The 21,516-nt window shown below is 67.8% G+C and carries 21 protein-coding genes; 15 read left to right on the top strand and 6 right to left on the bottom strand.

Going from position 1 to position 21,516, the window contains the following annotated elements; all coding sequences use genetic code 11:
* Positions 1–121 precede the first annotated feature (121 nt).
* Entirely contained in the window at positions 122–796 is a 675-nt protein-coding gene (locus AS594_RS44225; protein ID WP_141747252.1) for a hypothetical protein, read from the top strand.
* 142 nt (positions 797–938) lie between these two features.
* Here the strand turns inward: AS594_RS44225 and AS594_RS39170 are convergent, their stop codons facing one another.
* Both AS594_RS39170 and AS594_RS47050 read right to left on the bottom strand, forming a co-directional pair.
* Positions 939–1,253: a hypothetical protein gene (locus AS594_RS39170; RefSeq protein WP_141747251.1), complete on the bottom strand. Its 315-nt coding sequence runs from the start codon at positions 1,251–1,253 to the stop codon at positions 939–941.
* 558 nt (positions 1,254–1,811) lie between these two features.
* Positions 1,812–2,294 (bottom strand): hypothetical protein, encoded by a 483-nt coding sequence (locus AS594_RS47050; RefSeq protein ID WP_240509387.1) that lies wholly within the window; start codon positions 2,292–2,294, stop codon positions 1,812–1,814.
* 43 nt (positions 2,295–2,337) lie between these two features.
* Between AS594_RS47050 and AS594_RS39160 the strand changes: the two genes are divergently transcribed.
* The 3 genes from AS594_RS39160 to AS594_RS45235 all read left to right on the top strand — a co-directional run bounded on the left by AS594_RS39160 (position 2,338) and on the right by AS594_RS45235 (position 4,851).
* Positions 2,338–3,645: a helicase associated domain-containing protein gene (locus AS594_RS39160; RefSeq protein WP_107393293.1), complete on the top strand. Its 1,308-nt coding sequence runs from the start codon at positions 2,338–2,340 to the stop codon at positions 3,643–3,645.
* Positions 3,646–4,099: 454 nt separating this feature from the next.
* Complete coding sequence (locus AS594_RS39155) at positions 4,100–4,624, top strand: hypothetical protein (RefSeq protein ID WP_069936185.1); 525 nt, start codon at positions 4,100–4,102, stop codon at positions 4,622–4,624.
* A gap of 50 nt (positions 4,625–4,674) precedes the next feature.
* Entirely contained in the window at positions 4,675–4,851 is a 177-nt protein-coding gene (locus tag AS594_RS45235) for a hypothetical protein (RefSeq protein WP_167368170.1), read from the top strand.
* Positions 4,852–5,357: 506 nt separating this feature from the next.
* On the opposite strand, the gene AS594_RS39150 is transcribed toward AS594_RS45235, so the two are convergent.
* Positions 5,358–5,819 (bottom strand): hypothetical protein, encoded by a 462-nt coding sequence (locus AS594_RS39150; RefSeq protein ID WP_069936184.1) that lies wholly within the window; start codon positions 5,817–5,819, stop codon positions 5,358–5,360.
* A 121-nt stretch (positions 5,820–5,940) separates the two neighbouring features.
* Positions 5,941–7,509, bottom strand: a complete 1,569-nt coding sequence (locus AS594_RS39145) for a TnsA endonuclease N-terminal domain-containing protein (RefSeq protein ID WP_069936183.1) — start codon at positions 7,507–7,509, stop codon at positions 5,941–5,943.
* Positions 7,510–8,233: 724 nt separating this feature from the next.
* Between AS594_RS39145 and AS594_RS39140 the strand changes: the two genes are divergently transcribed.
* The 3 genes from AS594_RS39140 (at position 8,234) to AS594_RS39130 (ending at position 11,916) form a co-directional block, all read left to right on the top strand.
* Positions 8,234–9,448: an RNA-guided endonuclease InsQ/TnpB family protein gene (locus AS594_RS39140; RefSeq protein ID WP_069936318.1), complete on the top strand. Its 1,215-nt coding sequence runs from the start codon at positions 8,234–8,236 to the stop codon at positions 9,446–9,448.
* A 423-nt stretch (positions 9,449–9,871) separates the two neighbouring features.
* Entirely contained in the window at positions 9,872–10,603 is a 732-nt protein-coding gene (locus AS594_RS39135; RefSeq protein WP_069936182.1) for a GNAT family N-acetyltransferase, read from the top strand.
* 482 nt (positions 10,604–11,085) lie between these two features.
* Positions 11,086–11,916 carry a hypothetical protein gene (locus AS594_RS39130; protein ID WP_141747250.1) on the top strand — a complete coding sequence of 277 codons (831 nt, stop codon included), beginning with the start codon at positions 11,086–11,088 and terminating at the stop codon, positions 11,914–11,916.
* Between the two features lie 388 nt (positions 11,917–12,304).
* Here AS594_RS39130 and AS594_RS39125 read toward each other — a convergent pair whose 3' ends face one another.
* Together AS594_RS39125 and AS594_RS39120 are read right to left on the bottom strand one after the other, a co-directional pair.
* Positions 12,305–13,222, bottom strand: coding sequence for an IS3 family transposase (locus AS594_RS39125; RefSeq protein ID WP_069931936.1), 918 nt, complete (start codon positions 13,220–13,222; stop codon positions 12,305–12,307).
* The gene (locus AS594_RS39120) at positions 13,219–13,527 is read right to left on the bottom strand and encodes a transposase (RefSeq protein ID WP_069774646.1); all 309 of its coding nucleotides are present in this window, start codon (positions 13,525–13,527) and stop codon (positions 13,219–13,221) included. Before AS594_RS39120 ends, AS594_RS39125 begins: the two co-directional genes overlap by 4 nt.
* A gap of 167 nt (positions 13,528–13,694) precedes the next feature.
* Here AS594_RS39120 and AS594_RS39115 point away from each other — a divergent pair, with 167 nt between their 5' ends.
* From AS594_RS39115 to AS594_RS39080, 8 genes are all read left to right on the top strand, one after another.
* Complete coding sequence (locus tag AS594_RS39115; protein WP_069936180.1) at positions 13,695–14,978, top strand: ParA family protein; 1,284 nt, start codon at positions 13,695–13,697, stop codon at positions 14,976–14,978.
* Positions 14,975–15,997 (top strand): ParB/RepB/Spo0J family partition protein, encoded by a 1,023-nt coding sequence (locus AS594_RS39110; protein WP_069936179.1) that lies wholly within the window; start codon positions 14,975–14,977, stop codon positions 15,995–15,997. The genes AS594_RS39115 and AS594_RS39110 overlap by 4 nt, the downstream gene beginning before the upstream one ends.
* Positions 15,998–16,285: 288 nt before the next feature.
* Positions 16,286–17,782, top strand: coding sequence for a DUF2637 domain-containing protein (locus AS594_RS39105; RefSeq protein ID WP_069936178.1), 1,497 nt, complete (start codon positions 16,286–16,288; stop codon positions 17,780–17,782).
* A 473-nt stretch (positions 17,783–18,255) separates the two neighbouring features.
* Positions 18,256–19,167 carry a hypothetical protein gene (locus tag AS594_RS39100; protein ID WP_069936177.1) on the top strand — a complete coding sequence of 304 codons (912 nt, stop codon included), beginning with the start codon at positions 18,256–18,258 and terminating at the stop codon, positions 19,165–19,167.
* 53 nt (positions 19,168–19,220) lie between these two features.
* Positions 19,221–19,484, top strand: a complete 264-nt coding sequence (locus AS594_RS39095; protein ID WP_069936176.1) for a hypothetical protein — start codon at positions 19,221–19,223, stop codon at positions 19,482–19,484.
* A complete protein-coding gene (locus AS594_RS39090; RefSeq protein ID WP_069936175.1) occupies positions 19,481–20,581 on the top strand; it encodes a conjugal transfer protein in 1,101 nt (366 codons plus the stop codon). The genes AS594_RS39095 and AS594_RS39090 overlap by 4 nt, the downstream gene beginning before the upstream one ends.
* A gap of 12 nt (positions 20,582–20,593) precedes the next feature.
* Positions 20,594–20,878 (top strand): hypothetical protein, encoded by a 285-nt coding sequence (locus AS594_RS39085; RefSeq protein ID WP_069936174.1) that lies wholly within the window; start codon positions 20,594–20,596, stop codon positions 20,876–20,878.
* Entirely contained in the window at positions 20,875–21,516 is a 642-nt protein-coding gene (locus tag AS594_RS39080; protein WP_240509385.1) for a hypothetical protein, read from the top strand. The genes AS594_RS39085 and AS594_RS39080 overlap by 4 nt, the downstream gene beginning before the upstream one ends.

Genomic DNA, 21,516 nt, shown 5'->3' with positions numbered 1-21,516 from the left:
GGCCGGGGGATCTGTCGTGCACATTTTTGAGAGGAGTGGAAATGACTAGCGTTAGTGGCCGTTTGAGTATCCTGATGGGCTGACTCCTGGTCAGTCAAAAGATGGTGGCCTGCACCATAATTTGTATGATGACGAAGGGCGCCTCGTTGGGCACGGCAAGTTCATTCCTGACGGCGAGGGCGAAGAAGACTCGACAGCGGAGCCACCGCCGCTCTTCGTCGGTGCAAGCGGGCGTGACTGCGAGTCGGATTCCCGATCGCGGGAGCGCCTGGAGCCCGAGGAGATAGCCGAAGCCCTGATCATTCTCATCAAATTTGTGGCGTGGACTGCGCCACGCCTTAACAGGTGGTGGAAAGATCAGGTTATTCCATTCGCGAAGTCGACGCGCAAGCGATTTTCTCGGACTCGCAAGGATGACAGCTCAGGCGCACCCGATGAGTCGGTCACCTTGATTGGATCTGCACCTCCAGGGCACTCGCGAGAAGTGATTGCCGAACTTGAGGATCGAGTGAGTATGGGCAGCGAAGAGGCGTCGGTACGCTTTGCGGCAGCCCTGATGGCCAGGCTCTTTAGTGATGAGCAGATGGGGATTCTGCGTAATGCTCGGATTGAGGGCGAGGGTGGTTCGCTAGAGTTGAGCGCAGTTGAAGAGCTCGTGCTTCAGCAGGTGAAGGATAATGTCAGATTGATGCTCGAGGCGAATCCTTCATTGCTCACCAGGGAATCCTTGACTGAACTCGAAAGGATTCTCGTGGAAATTCAAGGCGTTGGCGGGGTGAATTCAATTGAGGGATGAATTGCTGATCCGTGGTCCTGAGAATTGGCCCTCGGGGGCGTAACTCTGTCGGAGGCGGGCGGCGAGTGGCTGCCATCGCCGCAGGGAATGCTGGGCATGGGGCAGCGTTCCGTTGCCATATTCTAGGCCCGCGATTCCTCGCTCAGTAAAGAGAGATGGGGCCGTCGGGGATCCATCCCTCGACGTATCCGGTGGTCAGCAGGACGACGCCCTCAGGGTGGATCTCCCGCCTCCGTCTTCGCAGGTCCGCGACACCCCATCGAGCGTGTGTGGGTGACCTCTGCTCGATTGCCGCCCCCTCGGCGTCGGTGATGCGGACGATGAAAACACGTGCCGCCGTCCGGCGATCGAATTCCCAGTTGTCGCCGACGCGTGACTGCCGGAGCCCGTAGACGGAGCCGAAGCGCGGATGCGTCAACCCGAACTGCTCGTCCAGGAATCGGACAGCCGACTCCACGAATCGGGCTCCGCTCGTCATGCGGACCTGCGGGACGGTCCAACTGCCGCAGCATCCCCGCGCCAGCGGGGAGGACGTCCAGGTCGGCGCCGGGGACCTCGGCGGCGGAGCACCCCCGCGGGCGCGGGGGTGCTCCCGTGAAGCGGCACGTGGGCGAGGCCCAGTGGCGGTCCTCCCCGCTGGCGCAGCTCCCGGCACAGTGCGGGGGGGCGTGAGTCCTCCCCGCTGGTGCGGGGGTGTTCCGCAGGCGCCGCAGCGTCGCCGTATCCGCACATCGGCGGGCCGGGTGAGGGTGACCGATGCGTGGCGGATCGGTCATGACCGATGGCCGATGAGGCCCGGGCCGGCTGTCGGTCATGACCGACGGCATCGGTCACGGGGCCGGTCGGTCATCGGTCACCGGTATCGGTCACGGCCCATCGGTTACCCCGCAGTCGGTCATGACCGACGGGGTGGACACGCGAGTGGCCGATGGCCATGCCCGGTCATCGGCCACTCGCGGAGTGCGTCGGTCAGCAGCCGACGCGCCGCGCTGGTGCTTGAGGCAGGCGGACCGCACTATGCCCAGCGCTTGAGCTCCTCTGTGAGTTCTTTGTGCCAGGTTCGGCGAATGGGCTCAGCGCTCTTCGAAGGGGCGGTGCCGAGGGCAACCACCTTGTCGGTCACCTGATAGGTGATCCGATAGGCGAGGAAATCTGTCGCCGCTTCGATCCATGCATCTGCGTTGCGCGCTGGAGGGAGCGGGCCAAGAGCGGTGGCGAACCAGACGGGCAGCAGGTCGGTTCCGGCTACGACGTCGGACAGGCGGCTGCGTAGCGTCATCCGCAACTTGGCGTTGGCTCGCTGTCCGGCGTTGATGTCCATGTGAAGTCTCGTGCGGGCGTCATCGTCGGCATCGAGCTTGGAGCGGTTCTCCTCTACTTTCTTCCTGAGCGGCTCGAGTCGGCTGTGGGCCTGCAGGGCTTGTGGGGCGGCGGTCTTGAGGTCCAGCTCTGCTGCCTTTCGCTTTGCGTGTCCCGTTGGCGGAGAGGGCGTCGACACCCGCGAATGCGACGCCGTGGTCTTCGCGGACGTCCGCGGCTCGATGCCAGACCTGGTCCAGGCCGTTGGCCGCGCGCTGCGCATGCACCCCGGCGAAGGGAAGATCGCCACCCTCGTGGTGCCGGCATTCCTCGCCCCCGGCGAGAAGCCTGACGCCATGCTCACCTCCCCCGCGTACAACGGCCTGGCCAAGCTGCTCGCCGCGCTGCGTGCACACGATGCCCGCATCGAGAAGCTCACCGACCCGGGTAACTCCCGCACCCGCGTTCCCGAGCCCCGCGACGAGACCGCCGACTTCGACGAGGACCTGGACCAGGGCGCCGACGGCGACGAGACACCGACCGTCAGCCGCCCCGCCAAGGACCTGCTGCGGTTCTCCGCGCCGCGCGACGCACGCCAGCTGGCCGCGTTCATCGAGCTGCGCGTGCTCAACCCCGAGCGGGTGCACTGGCGACGCGGCATCCATGCCGCCCAGCGCTACGCCCAGGAGCACCAGGACCTGCGCGTGCCCTACAGCTACCGCACCCCGGTCGACTGGTCCCCGTCCGACTTCCCGCTGGGTGTGTGGGTCACCGACTGCCGCCGGCACTACAACGCCGGCCGCCTGGACGCCGACCGCGCCGCCCAGCTCCAGTCCCTCGGCATGGTCTGGTCGCACTTCGACGCCAGCTTCGAAGAGGGCCTGAGCGCGGCCGCCGCCTGGGCCGAGGAGCACCAGGTCGGTCTGGCCGCACCTGTGGATGCGGTCGTCGGCGCGTACCCGGTAGGGCGCTGGCTGAAGAACCAGCGGGCAGCCGCGCGCCGGGCCGCCGAGCTCGAACGCTGCCGCGCCGAAGGTCTGCCCGAGCCGGAGGGCGGCGCCGCTCCCCTGACCGACGAGCGTCGGCAGGCACTGGAGGACATCGACCCCGGCTGGTGCCCGACGTGGAGCATCGACTGGCAGCGGTGCTTCCGGCTCGCCTGGCTGCACACGAAGGCGGGCGGCACTTTGCCCGACAAGGCCGGTGTGGCCATCGCGGACGGCGAGGACCTGGGCAAGTGGGCCGCCGCCCAGCACGCCGGCTTCGCCAAGCTCACCGCGACCCAGCAGTGGATGCTCACCAGCATGCTCGGCATCACCGCGGCACCGGCCAAGCGGACCCGCGCCGAGATGTGGGCCCAGAACCTGGCTGCCGCACGGCAGTACCGCGAGCGCGAAGGACACCTGGAGGTGCCGCGCAGCCACTCCGAGCACATCCACGGCGAGGCCGTACGGCTGGGCGCCTGGGTCAGCCAGCAGCGCGTCAAGGCCGCAAAGCTGGCACCGGAGCGGGTGGAGGAGCTGTCGGCCCTCGGGATGCGCTGGTCATGATGGGCGACGTCGCGACCGCCGCAACCGTCGCGGCAGCCCTAGCCTTCGCGCTCGGCTATCTACTCGGCCGTATCCGCCCCTGGCGGCGCCTGGGCAACTGGGCCGAGAACCAAGTGCGCTTCACCGGCTCTTGGGCGCGCGGCGGCGCGGCGCGCCAGGTTGTCGTCGCCCTGACCCACACCCTGGCCCGGCCGCGTGCCAGCCTGCGCATCGCCCGCACCCCTCCGCGCGAGCCAGTCGAAGCGCCCGTTCACGACCTGAACTGGGCCGCCAGCGCACCGCCTCATCCTCCCCGGAGTCGAAGGGGACCTCGTAAGCCAGAGCCCAACCGGAGCAGAGCCACAGCGGGCCGCACAGATCTGTGCGGCCCGCTGTCGTGCTTGCAGCAGCCCGCGTTCGGCAGCCGGGGTGCAGTAGCGGAGAAGCGCCGGCCTCGCGTGCCAGACTCCGGACCATGACGAACGACGAGAAGCCGAAGCTCTGGGAATCGACTCCAGACAGGCAGCAGCGCAACAAGGATCTGTACGTGCTGCTCGGGATGATGGTTCGCACGGCGGCCAACGTGGAGTTGATGCTCCAGGCCATTGCCCTCAATCTGGTCGAGAGCCCTTACGCAATGCAGCTCGTGGCTGGTGATAGTGCCAGCCGGGCAGCCGAGACCATCAGGCGCGTCATCGCGGCGAATCCCCGGTTGTCGAGTGATGCTGGGGTTGACTTGTCTGCTCTCCTGTCGGAAAGCGAAGCCCTGTTCAGGCGACGGAACGGGTACGTCCACGGCTACTGGTCAGCCAGTGCAGACCCCGATGGAGAACAGTCCCTGTCGACAGGCCGCTTCCGCCGCTCAGGAGACATCGAGCAAAGCCCGCTTGATGCGGATGATCTGAAAGAACTGGTGAGTGGGCTTAACGGTCTCGACGCCAAGTTCCGCAAGTGGTTGGTCGCCTGGGTGAGTGATGGGCACCAGGGTTCGACGACCTAGCCGGTGTGCGGGCCGGTCGGATTCCTCCTGGTTACTTTGGGGCGCCGGACGTGACATACCTGGGCGACGACTTGATGGCCCGCGTTGAGGGTTTGCTGCGCGCGAAGATCCGGGGAGACCTGGACCGCGATCGCCGTCGTGCGAACCGGCGGTTGGCGCTCGCGCTCTCCGGCTATGCGGTGCTCGGCGTACTGCTCTTCTTCGCTCCCTACCTCTGGCTGCGCTAGAAGCCCTTTCGACCACATGCTGCGCCTGTCTTGGGTGACGCCGAGCGAATGGCGTGAGGTGCGGTTCGGCACGTCGCGGGCCGGGGCAGTCGACGTGCCCATGTTCCGCGCCGCCGACATCGACGCTCTGCCCGCAGCCCACCCCGAAATCGACTGGGCGCAGCCGCGCACTGTCGGCAAAAGCCGACGCTCTGCTCGGCCGCCCTGACGAAGGAAGCCGCTCCCGCCCGAGTGGTCGCGTGGGCGGAATCGGTTAAATCGCATATCCCGCCAAAAAGCGACGCACGGAAAGGCGGCGTAGGCGGCCGATCTCCAAGTCGCCGGTATGGCGCGACGTCGGACCTCCTGGTTGGCCGCCAGAGCGCCGCACAGGCGATCTCACCCGCTTTGAATGCGCACGGGGTGCTCTATTCGGGTGACTCGCACCGAGTTGTGGTCGGGTTCGAGTTGGCCCGTGAGCACCACAGTCATGGCGCTCGTACAGTGGGTGCAGGTGAGTACGGCCATCAAAGCAGGCTGACCCGTGTCACGATCTCCCGCGGTTCGCGGTCCTCTGCCACACACTGGAGTGCTTCCCGCACTGCGAGGGCACCCAGCCGGACGAATACGGCTGGGTGGGAATCGACAGGGTGCCACGACAGGGCTCGCACAATGACCCGGGCGCCCACTGAGTTGTCCCGGCGTGCTTCCGGGCTGCTGTCCTCACCGGCCAGCTCTCGCATTACACCCTGGACGAGGGCTTCTTCGAGCTCAGCATCCGGTTCCGGCAGCGCCGCACAGGCAAACTCGCACGACGACACCGTCCCTTCGGGAACCGGCTCGAAGTCCAACTCCGCCCTGCCATACGTCGGCCAGCAGGCGCCGAGCGTCTGGCGGGAATACACCTTCACTCCCCGTACCGGGCGAGCGAGTGCGGCGGTCCGTGAGTCAGCCATGTCGGGCAACAGCCCAGCCTCGATGTGTTCCATCGGGCCATCCAACCTCAAAAGCCGCGCCCTTCTCCATCTTGCCGACGGGCATCGGCTCTCCCGATGCGGCGGCCCCAGTGGCTGAAGAACCCGTTCGTCGAGTTCGGGGCGTATCTGCAGGTTAGGAGCCTGGCTTCTCCGGTTGCGCGGCCTTCCATCGGGCGATGAGTTGCTGCTTCCAGCCCTTGGGCGGGGGCCAGGGGATGCCCCAGGTGGCGAGTTGCTGCCGGGGCCAGCCACCCGCGGGAGTGCGGGCGGCCTCTATTTCTTCCGGGGAGGGAAGGGCTATGCACGTGGCGGTGGCCTCGGGTACGGCCCTCGACGGGAGGTACTCAGGTGTGGGCACGATCGGCTCTGACGGGGTACCGAGGCAGTCTGGCAGCGGGGCCAGGCGGAGCCGATAAGGGCGGCAGTGCCACACCCAGCCGTGCTTGAGGATCAAGGAACCGAGGCCCAACGTGTCCATGGGAAGCGAGCTGGCTGCGGCCCGAACCTGCGGCCAGGTGAGCTCTCCCTGTGCGTCGAGGGCCGCGGTCAGAGCGTTCTCCAGCTGTGGGTCGACCGTGCGATGCTCAAGGAGCCTGCGGGTGCGGTTGCCGTCCGTGGCCACGAGGCCCCAGCCCCGGCTTCGGCAGAACTCCTCGACGGCTTGGTACTTGGCGACGTTGACGGCCATCGCCATTTCGTAGACCGGTTTGACCTCGATGAGGATGCAACGGCCGTCCTCGGTCGCCGCCAGGATGTCCGGGTAGTAGGTGCGTTGTTGCCCGGCGAACTGGTAACTGATGGCCAGGGGCTGCTCCTGGTAGTACGCGATCTGCGGGGCGAAGCTGAGCAGTTGGATCACCCGCTTCGGGCAGTGCCACACCCCGAAGCGTCCTCGGTCTATGCCCTCCTCCTCCCGGAGGGTGTCCAATTCTGTCCGCATCGGGGCCGGTTCGGGGGCCCCGAACCAGTTGATTTCGCCGGCCAGCGCCGTCCAGCGTCGGGTGGCGCGTTCGATACGTCTCTGTCGCACCGCTTCGCGACGAGCCGTCTCGTGACGCAGGATGCGTATCGTCGACGCCTCCGCGGCCAGGTTGTCCGCGCGGACTTTGTCGGCGCCGGCCAGCCGGGCCAGCAGAGGGATGGCTTGTCGAGGCGCTACCGAGGGCAGCAGCACGTCCGACAGGTCGAGTAGCCGCTCCGCAGACGAGGGCCCCGCCTCGGGCGGCACGCGCTCCACGCAGCTCAGTTCGGCCAGTATCTGTCGAAGCTTTCGAACAGCCGGAACAGCGGTGTTCGCCAGGCGGCGGATGGCCCTCGTCTGCAGTTGCCGAACCCGCTCCCGCGAGATGCCGAGGGCCTCGGCCACCTTCTCCAGGGTCTGGGCCGGCTGGTCGTAAAGGCCCAGGCGGCGGGAGAGAACCTCCTGGTCCCGCTCAGCGGGCATCTCGCCCACGGCCGCAGCCACAATTTCCCCCAACACCAGCACCGTGTCGGCATCGCGTTCGGCGATGAGGGACCAGTCGGCCGTCAGGGCCACGGCGCCCGGGCAGACGCACTCGAGCAGCCAGTCGTCCAGCAGCAGATGTTCGCCGTCCTGCCATAACCGACGGGCCGCTGCCTGCCGCACCTCCATCGCCGTGGCCGCCAGGTCGTGCACCACCTGCCGGGCAAGGAAAACCTCGCGGCGCTCGGGGCGCAGCACATGAACCAGTCACCTGCTCCCAGTCGGTCAGTACCCCGACTGTCTCAGCCGCCGCTGCGCCTTGCACCGGCTCAGAAGCGGCGCGCCGATGGCGCTCGCGCTGCTCACGGCGGCGCCGCTCGTCGCGCACGCTCTGCCAGGCGAAGTTGGGATCTACGGCCAGCTGGGCTCTCAGCCACTTCAGCGGATCGTAGACGACCGGGTCGGACTGCGGAACGAACTGGTCCAGACGCGCGTGGATGCCGCCCGTCGTACGGCCGTGCCGCTCAGCAAGCTCGGGCAGAGCCAGCCCTTCGCGCACACCTTCGACAAGCTGCATGTCCTCCGTGTCACTCCACGCACGGCCTCGCCTCGATCCGGGCGCCTGATCCTGCACGCTCTCTCCCCCACGGTTCCGGCCGCTGTGGGGGCAGTATGCCCGTCGGTACCGACAACGCGCCGCTACGAGGCCCCCGATCCTCCCCGGCCGGCCTGGTTGAGGGCCCGTGTCAGCTCGCGATTCGCGCCGCGGGCCGCCTCCAGGGCGGCCTGGCTGTCTTCGAGGCGGCCCGCGAGTTCGACAACCTGCTTTCCAGTCTGGTGATCCCCTTTCTTGGGCGCAGACCCCCTGCTTTAGCTGGGGGTTAGCCCATCCTTGGGCCGGAGCCGCGTAGCGGCGGAGTTCGCTTTCGTTGTCAGTGGTGGCCGGTAGGGTGATCACATCAGCTGAGAGGGGGTGTTCCGCATGCTGACAGGCCGCAGGTACCGGCTTCAACTGACCGAAGCCCAAGCTGAGTTGTCCGAGGAGTACGGCAATATCTGCCGGTCGGTGTGGAACACCGGTCTCGACCAGCGTCGCCAGTACCGGCGGCGTGGCGGGTGGATGAACTACGTCCCGCAGGCTGCGGAACTCGCCGACGCCAAGACCGAGCACGAGTGGTTGAAGGCCGCGCCGTCGCACATCCTTCAGCAGACGCTCAAGGATCTGGACAAGGCGTGCCGGGACCACGGCACGTTCAAGGTGCGGTGGCGGTCCAAGGCCCGCTGGTCTCCCTCGTTCCGGTTTCCTGCGGGGAACCTCATCATCGTGGAGCGGCTGGGGCGTAAGTGGGGGCGGGCGAAGCTGCCCAAGCTGGGGTGGGTGACCTTCCGCTGGTCTAGGCCCCTGGGCGGTGAAGTCAAGTCGGCCACCGTGTCCCGCAAGGGCAGGCATTGGTTCGTGTCTTTCCTGGTCTCGACCGAGGAGACGACACCCGAGCAGCACGCCATGCCGGATACGGTGGTCGGGATCGACCGTGGCGTAGTCGTCGCGGCCACCACTAGCGATGGCGACTTCCACGACCGGGCGTTCGTCACCGAAGGGGAGAAGACCCGGTACCGGCGTCTTCAGCAGCGGCTCGCCCATACGAAGAAGGGCTCCGCGAACCGGCGCAAGGCCGTTGCGGCGATGAACCAGATCATGGGCCGTATCACCGACCGGCGCGGCGATTTCTGTGCCCAGGTCGCGAACCAGATCACGGCGAAGAACGCGCTCGTGGTCCTCGAAGACCTCAAGACCCGCAACATGACGGCGTCGGCTTCCGGCACGCTCACCGAGCCGGGTGTGAACGTCTCCCAGAAACGGGGCCTGAACCGGACCATCCTCGACAAGGGCTGGCACCGCCTCGAACTCGCCCTGGCCAACGCCGCCCGCTATACCGGAGCACGTCTGGTGAAGGTCAACCCCGCGTACACGTCGCAGCGGTGCTCCGCCTGCGGCTTTGTCACCGAAGGAAACCGAGAGAGCCAATCGGTCTTCGTGTGCAAATCCGCAGGCTGCGGATACACCGCGCATGCCGACGTGAACGCGGCACGCAACGTCAAAGCGGCCGGGCAGGCCGTTTCAGCCTGTGGAGACCTCGGCGTCAGCCGGTCTGTGAAGCAGGAACCTGTAAGCCGGGCAACCGGCCGAAACCCCTGAGAAGGGGAATCCCCCCTGCTTTAGCTGGGGGAGGACGTCAACGTCCTTTGGAGTTCTTCCACGTCGGCCGGGGCTACCGAGGCCGGATGCCCGCCACGCCTGTTCGCCCATGGACTCGGACAGCGGGTCCCTCCAGTTGCTGGACGCGGGCGGCCAGGCGCGTGTTGCGGGCCTGAGCGTTGGCGAGGTCGACCTGCAGGGAGGCCCGGCTCACCGGGGAGGAGCCTGCCACGTCGGTGGCGGCGGGTTCGATTTCCGCGGCGTTGACCAGGGCGATGAGGTCGCGGTGCCGGTACAGGAACGTCCGGTCTACGCCGGCCCTCGGAATGCGATGGTCGTGAGCAGCGAGGGCGGTCGCCCTCGCCGAGGGAGTGAGCCGTTGCTCGTGGCGTGTTGGCGGAGCGGTGCGGGTAGCCCCCTGGGATGGCGAAGAAGGTAAAGCAGCGAAGGAAGCGCCCTTCCCCCTCCCCCAGCGTCCGGCTCACCAGACAGCGCTTAATGGACGGCTTAGCCGGGCCGGACGGGACACGCGTTCGGCTCGCCCGTCCTGAAGACAGTGTCCGCTTCGGTGAGTTGCTGACCCTGGCCACTGAGGAGATCGAGCACGCGCACGTCGACGGAGTGGCGGCAGGCCAGTGCGGCGAGTGGCTGCTGGACGGGCTGATGGGGGGTGATCGGGTGTTGACCGAGCCCTTGCTGCGCGCAGCTGGTAGCGGGCGGCTCCAGGACGGTGCTCTGGCCCTGTCTCTTCCGCTGGTCGCTGAAGACAGGGATGGCACGCTTGTGGGTGCGCTCCTGGCTCTACCACCTGGCACGGTGGTGCAGACCGTCCGGGAAGCGGGCTACGAACAACACTCCCTGCTGGCGATGCTGAAGTACGTCAAGATCAAAGGGCTTGCGGTGGCAGAAGAAGCGCGCGGCCGCGGTGTGGGCGGGGCGCTGCTGAAGCGCTGCACCCAGGTGTATTGGCAACTCGATTTCATGCTGCTGTACGGCGGGTTCGAGATCGAACGCGCTCTGGGCCCGTACTACGCGCGCCACGGGTTCACCGTGCTCAAGCCAGGTGAGACCACAGATGTGGGATTCGTCCTGACAGGGCGTCCGATCGGCCTGGGCGCCGGGCCTGGTGAGCAGCTCTTCTTCCGTTGGAAGTGACCGACGGCCCGGCACCGCTACACCAGCTGATCAAGAACACAGCGGGACCGACCGGCTCCACATACCGTGCGGATATCGCTTGTACGCTCATCGACGGATCCTGGGCGGTCAATCTGTCGCGCGGGCGCGGTGGTCTCGGAAGTTACCCGGCGATCCTCCCGCTGTCGGCCGCCGGGTCAGTCCTCCTCAGGTCCGGGTCCTGGTGAAGTCGGCCCGGGTGTCCCGTCTCACCGAAGGTTGGTCAGTCTCACCGAACCTTGACCACTCGGCTGTTTGTCTCATCGAACTTTGACCGCCGCAGGTCAAGGGCAGATGGCCCCCGGGCCAGGCAGGCGCTGCGTGGCCGGACGACGCACTGTCGTCTGCGGTTTCCACCTCGAGAAGGTACGGCTCGCTGCGGCCTTACGCACTTCTCCGCAGGGCCCTACCTTTGCGTCATGGAAACTCGGCGTCCCGCCTCGCTTTCGGAAGTTGTGTTACCCGTGACAGCCGGATGGCAGCTGATGTTCGTGCGCAGCAGGGGCCGCGAGCTGGCTACCGCGCTCGGCGGGAGCATCATGGTCCCGCCGGTGGTCGCAGCCCCGCTTCTGCTGGCCGCTCTGGTGCCCGCCGTGGTCTGGGGGAACGCACTCATCTGGGGCATTTTCTGGGTCCTACTGACGCTCACGGTCGTCGCGGTGGTCGTGCTCGCCGCGGCCATGCTGTTCGCCACGGTCTCCCTGACCGTGCGGTGGGTCGAGCTCCGCCCCCTGGGAACTCCGGCCCAGTTCGTGATCGCCCGCTTTCTGCGTTCGTCGACCACGGCGATGGCTGATCTGCGGCGAGTCGTCGTCATCGAGCGACTCAGGCTGGGGCAGCGACGGTCGATCAAGGTGGTGTTTCATACCCGCAGTGAGACGGTGGAGTGCGAACCGGCGCCGTTCGCACCGCTCTCCCGGGTCGACGCACAGGAGCTGACCGGCTGGTTGACCGAGCAACTCGGCCAGGCCCAGGTGCCGGTGGAGCGTCAGACGGAGGTCCAGCGAGACTCCCTGCGTCCGGACGAGTGGTGGACCCCGTCCCACACCGCCCAGCTGTGGCGGGTACCCGTCGGCGAGGTCGACGGCATAGCCGCCCAGCGCGGCGTCGAAATCTATCGGTACACGCCCCGGACGAGCGCGATGTACAGCCCTGGCACTTCGGTCACCGTCTACGACCCCGGCCGGGCCTACGACGTCGCCGAAGAACTCCGCGCTGAACGAGCCGCCGGCCAGGCCGCCGACAGCACGGCAGCCCCCGGCCCGGCCGAGGACGACGCAACGGATTCCCACTGACTCGGTCGGGCCGGTCCTGACCTGGCTCGGAGACTGAACTCCATGAGCGGGCCTATGGCATCGCCTGCGTGATGATGAATCCCGTCGGAGCCGAACCTTGACCTTCGAGCTCGCTGCCCAGCTGCGTATGGCCAGCCTCGTCGCTGTCAGCACCTGCCTGGCCCGGGGGCCACTGCCCTTGACCTGCGGCGGTCAAAGTTCGATGAGACAAACGGCCGAGTGGTCAAGATTCGGTGAGACTGACCAACCTTCGGTGAGACGGGACACCGGGCATGTGACGAGCCAATACTTCCCAAGTCACCAGAAAAGTGACCCTCAGAACAGGGGTTCACGCGGCCGATCTCGCGACGGCCGGCATGAGGTTCCCCCGTTGTGCGGGAGGTGCTGATCAGCTGGTCAGGGCGGGGTGACGGGGTTCCAGGTTCGCTTGTTCGGCCGTCGCCTGGTCGGTGTAGTGCTTCTCCTCGAACTCGATGGGGCTGAGGTAGCCGAGCCGTTGCTGGATGCGCCGGCTGTTATAGAAGCCGTCGATGTACTCGAAGAGGGCCAGGTTCGCCTCAGCCCTGGTCGCGAAGACGCGGCCGCGGACGCACTCGGTCTTGACCAGCATCCATAGATTCTCGGCCAGAGCGTTGTCGTACGAGTCCCCGACGGACCCCATGGACGCCTCAATTCCTGCCCGCAGCAGTCGAGTTGTCAGCTTGATCGATGTGTACTGACAGCCGTGATCCGCATGATGAACCAGCTTGCCGGGCTCGACCTCGCGGCTGGCCAGGGCGTACTCCAGCGAGGACAGGACCAGGTCGGCGTCCGCACAACCGGAGGTCTCCCAGGCCACCACCCGGCGGGAGAAGGCGTCCCGGATCGCGGAGAGCCACAGCGGCCCTTCGCCGGTGGGGATCATGGTGAGGTCGGTGACCCACAGCCGGTTCGGACCGGGCGCGGTGAAGTCTCTGTTCACCAGGTCCGGGGCGAGGGTGGCCTTCGGATCCCGGCGGGTGAAACCCTTACGACGGGGGCTGACGCCCGCGAGATCGGCCTCGCGCATCAATCGCTCGACCCGCTTGCGGCCCACGTGGACACCCTCGCGCCTCAGGACGGCATGCACGCGTGGGGAACCGTAGATGCCGCCGGAATCGGCGTGGATCCGCTGGATCTGCTCGGTCAGCTCCGCGTCACGGCGCCGCCGCTCGCACGGCTCCTGCTCTTGCCGGCGCCAGCGGTAGTAGGTGGACGAAGCGATGTGCAGTTCCCGCAGGACCGGCTCGACCCCCAGATGCGGGTGCTCGTCGAGGAGCGCCGTCACCTGGGCCGGGTCGGGTCGAGCTGCGCGGCGAAAAAAGCCGACGCCGTCCGCAGGACTTCATTCGCCCGCTTGAGCTGCGCGTTCTCCTTGCGCAGGGCCGCGAGCTCCTCACGTTCGGCGGTGGTCAGCCGGTCATCGCTCTCACCAGCGTCGGCCTCGGCCTGGCGGATCCAGCCGCGCAGGGCCTCGGGATGCACACCCAGCTCGACGGCCAGCCGCTTGATCACCGGCCTCGGCTCGGTCGTGCGATACATCCGCACCGCACGCTCCCGCAACTCCAGCGGATATTTCCTCGGGGCAGCCATGGTCAAAGGTCCTCTCATGAGACCCATCTGACCAGCTGTCACCACCCGCCGCATCTCGGGGGAACCTCAGGCATGAAGGGGTGGCTGGAGCTGCCGCAGGCCCTCAGGGGGGCGTACAGCGGCGCGTCAACTTCCGCGAACCAGGTCAAGGTAAGTAAGCTCTCCCCATGTTGCCCTCAGATGACCAAAAGGACAGGCAGAAGGTTACCTTCAAGCTGCCAGCGTCCCTGAAAGCCAATCTAAAGATTCGCGCGGCCGAACTCCGTGTGGACATCCAAGACGCGGTGGCGGACGCGATGAGCGAGTGGAAGACCGCCCCGCATGGGGAGGTTCCACAGGTTGACACCGCCGGAGCACCACCGTTCGCAACCTGGCTCACGGAAGCGAGCATCTCGCAGTTCAAGTCGGAGTGCAGCGACAGAGGGGTGCCCTACGTCCAAGGACTGGCCCAGGCCGTCACCCTCTGGCTGAGCGCACACCCCTCGCCCCGCCATCAGCCTCTCGAACGAGCCACCCGCCGCCTCATCGTCTGCAACCAGAAGGGGGGCGTGGGAAAGACCGCAGTCACGGCCGGCTTGGGAGGCGCCTTTGCTGAGGACACTGAGCTCGCGCGACTCGCGGGCGGCGCCTTCCCTGGTGACGCAGAACTCGCTCGGGTCGCCGCGCTCCTGGTGGGCAAGGATTCCGAAACCGGAGCACCCGCGGCGCTCGAGGCAGACCATGAGTACGAGGCACCGCAGCTTCGGGTCTTGCTCGTGGACTACGACCCGCAGGGCCACTTGACGAAGCAGCTTGGCGTCAAGCAGCTCCCCGCGAATGGTCCCAGCCTTGCGAAGTTCATGTCACGCCAGGTCACTGGCGACATCCATGACCTCATCGTCCCCGTGGACGATGAGCGCTTCGGTGGCCGGCTCGACCTCCTGCCCTCCTGTCAGGACGCCTTTCTGCTTGACGTGATGATCTCGGCTGCCCGTAACCGGCAAGCCAGACTCGAGCACGCCCTCGAACCTCTTGAGGCGCACTACGACGTCATCATCATCGACTGCCCACCGAGCCTGGGCATGGCGATGGACGCCGCGATCTACTACGGCCGTGAGCGGGACGGCGAGCGAGAAGGACAGTCCGGGATCCTAATCGTGGTACAGGCAGAGGACTCGTCCGCCGACGCCTACTCCATGCTCGTCGAGCAGATCGACGACGGCATGCTCGACTGGCGCATCACCACGACCTACCTCGGCCTCGTGGTCAACCTCTATGACGCCCGCGACGGACACGTCGTCACCAGTTCTCTCAACGAGTGGTACGCACTTGGAGAACCACGCGTCATAGGAGTCATCCCTCGGCGCAAGGAGCAGCGCGAAGCCGCACGCGCACGACGGCCATTGCTCGCCTACGACCCTTCCTGCGCCCAGTCGCGCGTCATGCGCCAGATCGTGAAGGAGATCTCTTGAGCCCCGACCGTCGTAAGACTGCGGCCGAACGCACCGGGCCTAGCGCGGCATTCGGCTCCGCCCGAGCGCCCCGTAGCGCTCGTGGACAGATCATCGACTCCGTAGTCGGCGCTCCGCCGGCCAGCGTTTCGCCTGACCTCGTGGCAGAAAACCCGGACAACCCCAGGCGGGAGTTCGACGAGGAGTACCTGAACAGCCTGGCTCGGAATATGCGGGAAGTCGGGCAAGTCCAGACGGCTACCGTCATGACTCGACTCGCCTTCCTTGTTGCCCACCCCGAGCACAAGGACGCTGTCCCCGCCCACCACGAGTACGTCGTCATCGACGGTCACTGCCGACTCAGGGCAGCACGACAGGCAGGCATCGACCTACGCATCACGGTTGACGACTCCTCCGCAGGCACCCGGGAGGACCTTCTCGCTGCGGCCCTCAGCGCCAACCACTTCCGCAAGGACCTGACACCGATCGAGGAAGCCGAGGCCATCGAAGCCCTGGTGACATTCCACGGCAGCGCTGCCGCGGTTGTATCGGTGCTCGGGGGAGCAGTAAACGACTCCTGGATCTCCACGCGGCGCGCGCTCCTCAAGTTGCCGGAGCCGATCCAGCAGCGTGTCGCAGATAAGGAGGTGCCTATCGCAATCGCGCGTAAGGCTGGCACTCTCCCCCGTCAGGAGCAGGCGGCCTTCGTCGAAGCCAAGATGGCAGAGCGGAAGGCTCAGCAGGCGCTGAAGCCGAAGCCAGTACGGGGTCGGGCTGCTGCTGCGATGAAGAAGGACGCATCGCAGAACTCCACCGCTGCAGAGACCTCCGCCGAAGCGCCGTCACCCGGGAGCACGGCGAGCGCAGCAGCAACGGTCCAGCAGAGTGTTCCGGAACCTCGCGTCGAGTCGAAGACATCTGATGGGTTCGATGCTCCGGTTGATTGGACGAACCCCGATGCCGTCACCGCTGCCATCCTGGAGCGCTGCCCACCCGACGCAGTGCAGAAGATCGCCCAAGGGCTACTCGACAGCCTCTGAGCGCAGCGCGGTTTTTACCGCGTAAAAGCCTGGGCGTTTTTGGGCCCCTCAGGACCCAGCAGGGCCTCCGACTTTTACGCGGTAAAACGCGCCGCACTGCTGAGAGGCCACGCCGATGCTGCTGAGCATCGGCCACGTCCCCCAAGGCGCTGTTGCACGCCGCCCGCCCGACACCCCACCCAGTGACCCCTGTTCGCTGACGATCAGCATGTACTTCGTCGAACGAGTGGCACGGGTGCCCCATCGTGAGAGTGTGAACAAGATGATCCAGATGCAGGAGGGGCGGGCATGACCACGGGCACTTCACCAGTCCCCCTCACGCGCACGCACCGGATATTGATCGGTGTCGTCGTCGCGGGAGCGGTGGTCATCGCCGCGATTGGTTTCGCCGGTTCGTACGCGGCCGTGCGCGAGCTCGCCCAGGAGAAGGGCTTCGGGGACTTCTCGCTGGTCTTCCCGATCGGCATCGACGCGGGTATCTGCGTCCTGCTGGCGCTGGATCTGTTGCTGACGTGGATGCGGATCCCGTTCCCGCTGCTGCGCCAGACGGCGTGGCTGCTGACGGCCGCGACGATCGCCTTCAACGGCGCGGCGTCCTGGCCGGACCCGCTGGGTGTCGGCATGCACGCCGTCATCCCGGTCCTGTTCGTCGTCTCCGTCGAGGCGGCCAGGCACGCGGTCGGCCGGATCGCCGACATCACGGCCGACAAGCACATGGAGGGCGTGCGCCTGACCCGCTGGCTGCTGTCGCCGCTGCCGACGTTCAGGCTGTGGCGGCGGATGAAGCTGTGGGAGCTCCGCTCGTACGAGCAGGTGATCAAGCTGGAGCAGGACCGGCTGATCTATCAGGCGCGGCTCCAGGCCCGCTTCGGCCGTGGCTGGCGCCGCAAGGCCCCCGTCGAGTCGCTGATGCCGCTGCGCCTTGCGAAGTACGGCGTCCCGCTCGCGGAGACCGGGTCCGCGGGCCTGGCGGCGGCCGGCCTCGAGCCGGTGCTGCTGCCCCCGGCGCCGGAGATTGACGCACACCCGCAGCCGCATGAACTCCGGGCGCTACCGCCCCAGGTACAGCAGCAGCAAGTTCCGCAGACCGGCGAGGTCGCGGTGGCCGACCACGTGGACCACGACGCGATCCTGGACACCCAGCCGCCAGAGCCGGCATGGGAAGACCTTCCTGAGACCGGCCTGGCCGAGCCGGTCGAGTCCGTGGCCGATGACCGGCCGGCTACCCCGGTCACACCCGAGGCGGCAGGTGACCGAGGGGATGTGCCGGTGACCGATGACCGCCAGGTCGCCCGGCAGCCGCACCCATTCTTCGAGCCGCCCGCCCCGCACACCGGCGTAGCGCAGCCGACGGAGGCTGAGCCGTACGTGCGCGAGCCGGTGCCGGTTCCCATCGCCTCGGCGGCAGACGACTACCGGGCCGATGGGGGAGTGCCGCAGCAGACCGCGCTCGACGTCCCATCGGCACGGACTGTTGAGACTCCCGTTAGTGAGCCGGACACGTGGGAAGCGTCGGTCACCGACGCCGGAGCGGCCACCGTGCGGCTGCCTGAGCAGCAGACCCACGAGCCGGACCTGGACCCCGTTCAGCAACAGATCGTGACGGTCGCCGAGTGGCTGGCCGAGGCCGAGGACGCCGGGCGGAAGCTGTCCGGCGCGGAAGTCGCCCGTCGGCTCGGGCTGTCCCCGAAGACCGGACAGCGGCGCGTGAACGCTGCGGCCGAGTACCTCAAGGAGCAACGTCGGCAGCAGGGCCGCGCACGCCTCCGGTCGGTCAGCACCTGACCGACGCTCTTCCACAAGTGGCCGATGACCGGGCATGGTCATCGGCCACTTTCACGTCCCCACCACGGTCGTGACCGATTGCAGGGTGTCCGATGGGCCGTGACCGGTGCTGGTGGCCGACCAGTACCGTGACCGATTTCGTCGGTCGTGAAACCGATGGCCGATCTGGCCTCACCGGCCATCGGTCATGACCGGTGCGCCGCGTATCGGTCATGACTGATGGCTGCCTCGTACGTGGTTCCAGCGGCGCTTTGCTGAGGCTTGCCCCCTAGGAAGGGGGGGGCTTGCCCGGGGTTGCATCGACCGGTCACTGGGGCTTGCCCAGCACCTGGGGAGGCTTGCCCAATCGGTCACCGGAGGCTTGCCCAGCAGGTGGGCAAGCCTGCCACGTGCTCTTTTAGGGCGCTGGGCAAGCCTTCGGGCAAGCCGGTCTGAGGAGAGTTCACGGCACGAGATCCGAAAGGAGACGTGCCGTGCTCGACGTACTGCACCCCGCCCGCACCGCTGGCGGGATCTTTGACCGCCTGGATGTGGAGTGGGCAGCCCTGTGCGCCGACGCCGCCGTCCAGGCTGCGGTGACTGACTGGCTGGTGACCGATCGGCTGGCCGACGACGTCGCGGCCGTGACCGATGCCGTGACCGACACCTGGGTGCGCACCCTCGGCCCGGCCCAGCTACTCGCCGCACTCCGTCCGCGCGATGGGGCCATGACCGACGCGCTGGCCGATGCCGTCCTGCGCGCTGTGCTGCGCCGCGCAGCCGGCCGTGACCGATCGGCCGTCCTTGCCGCCCGCATCGTCGTCCAGGCGATGATCCCGGCCGCCGTCCGGATGACCCGCGGCCAGGTCCGCCCCTTCGGCGGCCGTTCCTTCGACGACGTCGGCCACATGACCGTCGCGGCTCTCTTCGAAGTGGCGCGCTCCGGACGCATCCACACACGTCCCGGCCGACCTGCCGCGAACCTCGTTCTGGACACGTTGCGTCATGTCTGCGCCGAGCTCGCCGCCGACCGCGAAGAGCGCGGCGCAGGTCTGGCCCTCGCTGAGGACCTGGCCGACACCGAGCTTGGCCCGGCTGAGATGGCCGAGGCCTGGGCCATCCGCACAGCCGCGACCGCCGCAGGCCTGCAGCCCGTCGGAGCCATGAGCGAGGCGGAGACCAGCCGGGCCCGGCTGGAGTTGCTCGAGCTGGTCCTGGACGCGATGGACACCGGGGCCCTCTCGCCCGCCGACGGCCGTGCCATCGCATGGCATTACACCGCCGCACCCGTCCCGGATGCCGAGGCAGCCTCACGTGCCGGCACGACAGCCGGCGCGTGGCAGCGTCGGCGTTCGCGCGCCGTGGCCCGTCTCAAGTCCTCACTCCAGCCGAGGCCTGCGGCATGACACCGACTTCTTCCCCGGCCATCGTCCGCTCGCTCCCACTGAAGGAGAACCGCATGCCCGCCACTTCGAAGGCGCCGCTGGATGCTGACGAAGAGCGCGTCACCCGCGCCCAGCGTCTGCTGATCCAGTTGGGCGCCGCGCTGGTGCACCGCCCCTTCGACACCGGCACCCATGAGCGTCTGCGCGCCTTCCTGGCCGACGACGCCGACGACGTTCTTGCGTCGCTGGCGGTTCTGCAGCAGCGCCCCGAGACGGAACTGCGCCAGCGGATTGCCGAGCTGGCCGGTCACCGCCTCTTCGTGGGGGGTGCGGCATGAAGTCTGTGCTGACCCGTCGCCCCGCCAAGGACTCAGCGACCGCACCGGCCCAGGCGCAGCCGGAATGGGTCATCGACGAAGGGCCGCAGTATGTCGGCGGCTGGTCGACCGGCGCGCAGGCGAACACCTCCACCGCGATCCGGTGGGCGTTGTGGGCGCTGCTCGTCCTGGGGCCGCTGCTCTGCGTGGTCGCGTACATCTCGGTGCCCACCTCCGCCGGGGTAGCGAAACCGCAAGCGGCGTCGACCGCACCGGCCACCGCCGGCGCTCAGGGTGCGGCCGGCTTCGCGCAGCTCTTCGTCGCCGCTTACATCTCGGCGGGGGAGGGCGACCAGGACAAGCTCGCCGCCTACTACCCGGCCGCCACCAGCCTGCGCCTCGAGGGAGAGCCGGGGCGGCGTACCGGTGAGCAACTGACGATCGCCCGGCTGCGCCAGAGCGAGGCCGGCCTGTGGTCGGTGACGGTGGCCGCCCGGGTTACCGATCAGAACCCGACCGCCGAGCCCTCCGCCCCCGATGAGCGCCAGGGTGCCGAGACCGATGCCAAGGCGGTGGCTGCTGAAGCCGTCCGGTACTTCCAGGTTCCGGTCGCCACCGCACCGGTCGGCGGCGGTGCGACCGGTTACGTGGCTCTGTCCATGCCGGCCGAAGTCGCCGCCCCCGAGCGGATCAAGGCCCCGCCGTTGGCGTACGGGCCGATGCGGCCGGCCCTTCCCAGCGACCCGCGTACCGAGGCGGTCACCGAGTTTCTGACCGCCTACCTCACCCGGGCCGGCGAGCTGGACCGCTACCTCGCCCCCGGCACGAAGCTCACCGCCATTGCGCCCGCCCCCTATACCGGCATCGCTGTCGACCAGCTCGCCATCGAGGGCGAGAACAGCTCCAAGGCCGTCACCGCGGTTCCCGGCGACGGCACCAAGCTCCGGCTGTTGGTCGCGCTGCGCGCCACCGACCACGACGAGATCCGCGTCCCGCTCACCTACGCGCTGACCCTCAAGGCCCGCGCTGGCCGTTGGGAAGTCGCTGCCCTCGACGGAGCCCCGGCCCCCGCGCCGACCCGTACAACCGCCCCCTCCACGCGCACCCCTGCGCCCTGACAAGGAGACGTCATGCACGAGAACGTCACGCTCGCCGTCGGCTGGATCGAGACCGGGACCGGCCTCGGCAACGACATCAAGGACCTCATCTTCAACGTCGGCATCCCCCTGCTGTGCGGCCTGTTCGTCATGGTCGTCGGCTGGAAGACCAAGGCACCCGGCCCGACGATCATGGCTGTCATCTTCGCCGCGATCGTCTGGGGCGGCTCCGCGAGCATGGAGACCCTCAAGGAGAAGACGACTGAGGACATCACCCAGTACGACGGCGGCGAGCTCACACCGATGGGCGACCAGTGACCGGCGCCCTGGCCGAGACGTCCGAGCTCGACGCGGAGTTGATCGGCCGCTGCTACACCAAGGCGCGCCGCACCCCACTAGTTGTCGGGTCGGTTCCGGGAGGCGCTGGCCGGAGCCTGCGTCTGCCGGGTGGCCCGTACACGCTGACCCAGCTCGCCGCGATTGTCGGCATGTTCGTCGCACTCATTTTGTGCCGGTCGCTGTGGGGCGGGCACGGCCTGATGGACGTGGTGGTGCTGGTCGGCTGCCCGTTCGGAGCCGCGTTCGCACTGCGGCATCTGCACATCGACGGCCGTAACCCGGCCGCGGCCGCGGCCAGTGTGGCCGTGATGATCACCGGCCCGCGGTGGGGCCGGCTCCACGGCCGGCCCTACCGCCCGACCCGCCCTGTACGTGCCGCTGGTCTCATCACCGTCGCCGTCGAGGACGCCCCCGACGGCACTGGCCCCGCACCATTGCCGCCGACGCCCGGTGCCTCTGTCACGCGCCCCGCGCGGCTGGCCCGCGCCATTGCTCAACCGACCCGGGCCCCGGCCACACCCCAACCCCCATCCGATACGGCTGCCGACGGCCCTGTGTCATCCGGTGTGCAGGCCCTGCTCGCCCGCCGCGCCGCATCCGCAAACAAGGAGGAGTGA

Source organism: Streptomyces agglomeratus, from assembly GCF_001746415.1.
In the GTDB taxonomy this organism is placed as follows: Bacteria; Actinomycetota; Actinomycetes; order Streptomycetales; family Streptomycetaceae; genus Streptomyces; species Streptomyces agglomeratus.
The sequence above is the reverse complement of the archived record's forward strand: the minus strand, read 5'-3'. Positions and strand labels throughout refer to the sequence as shown.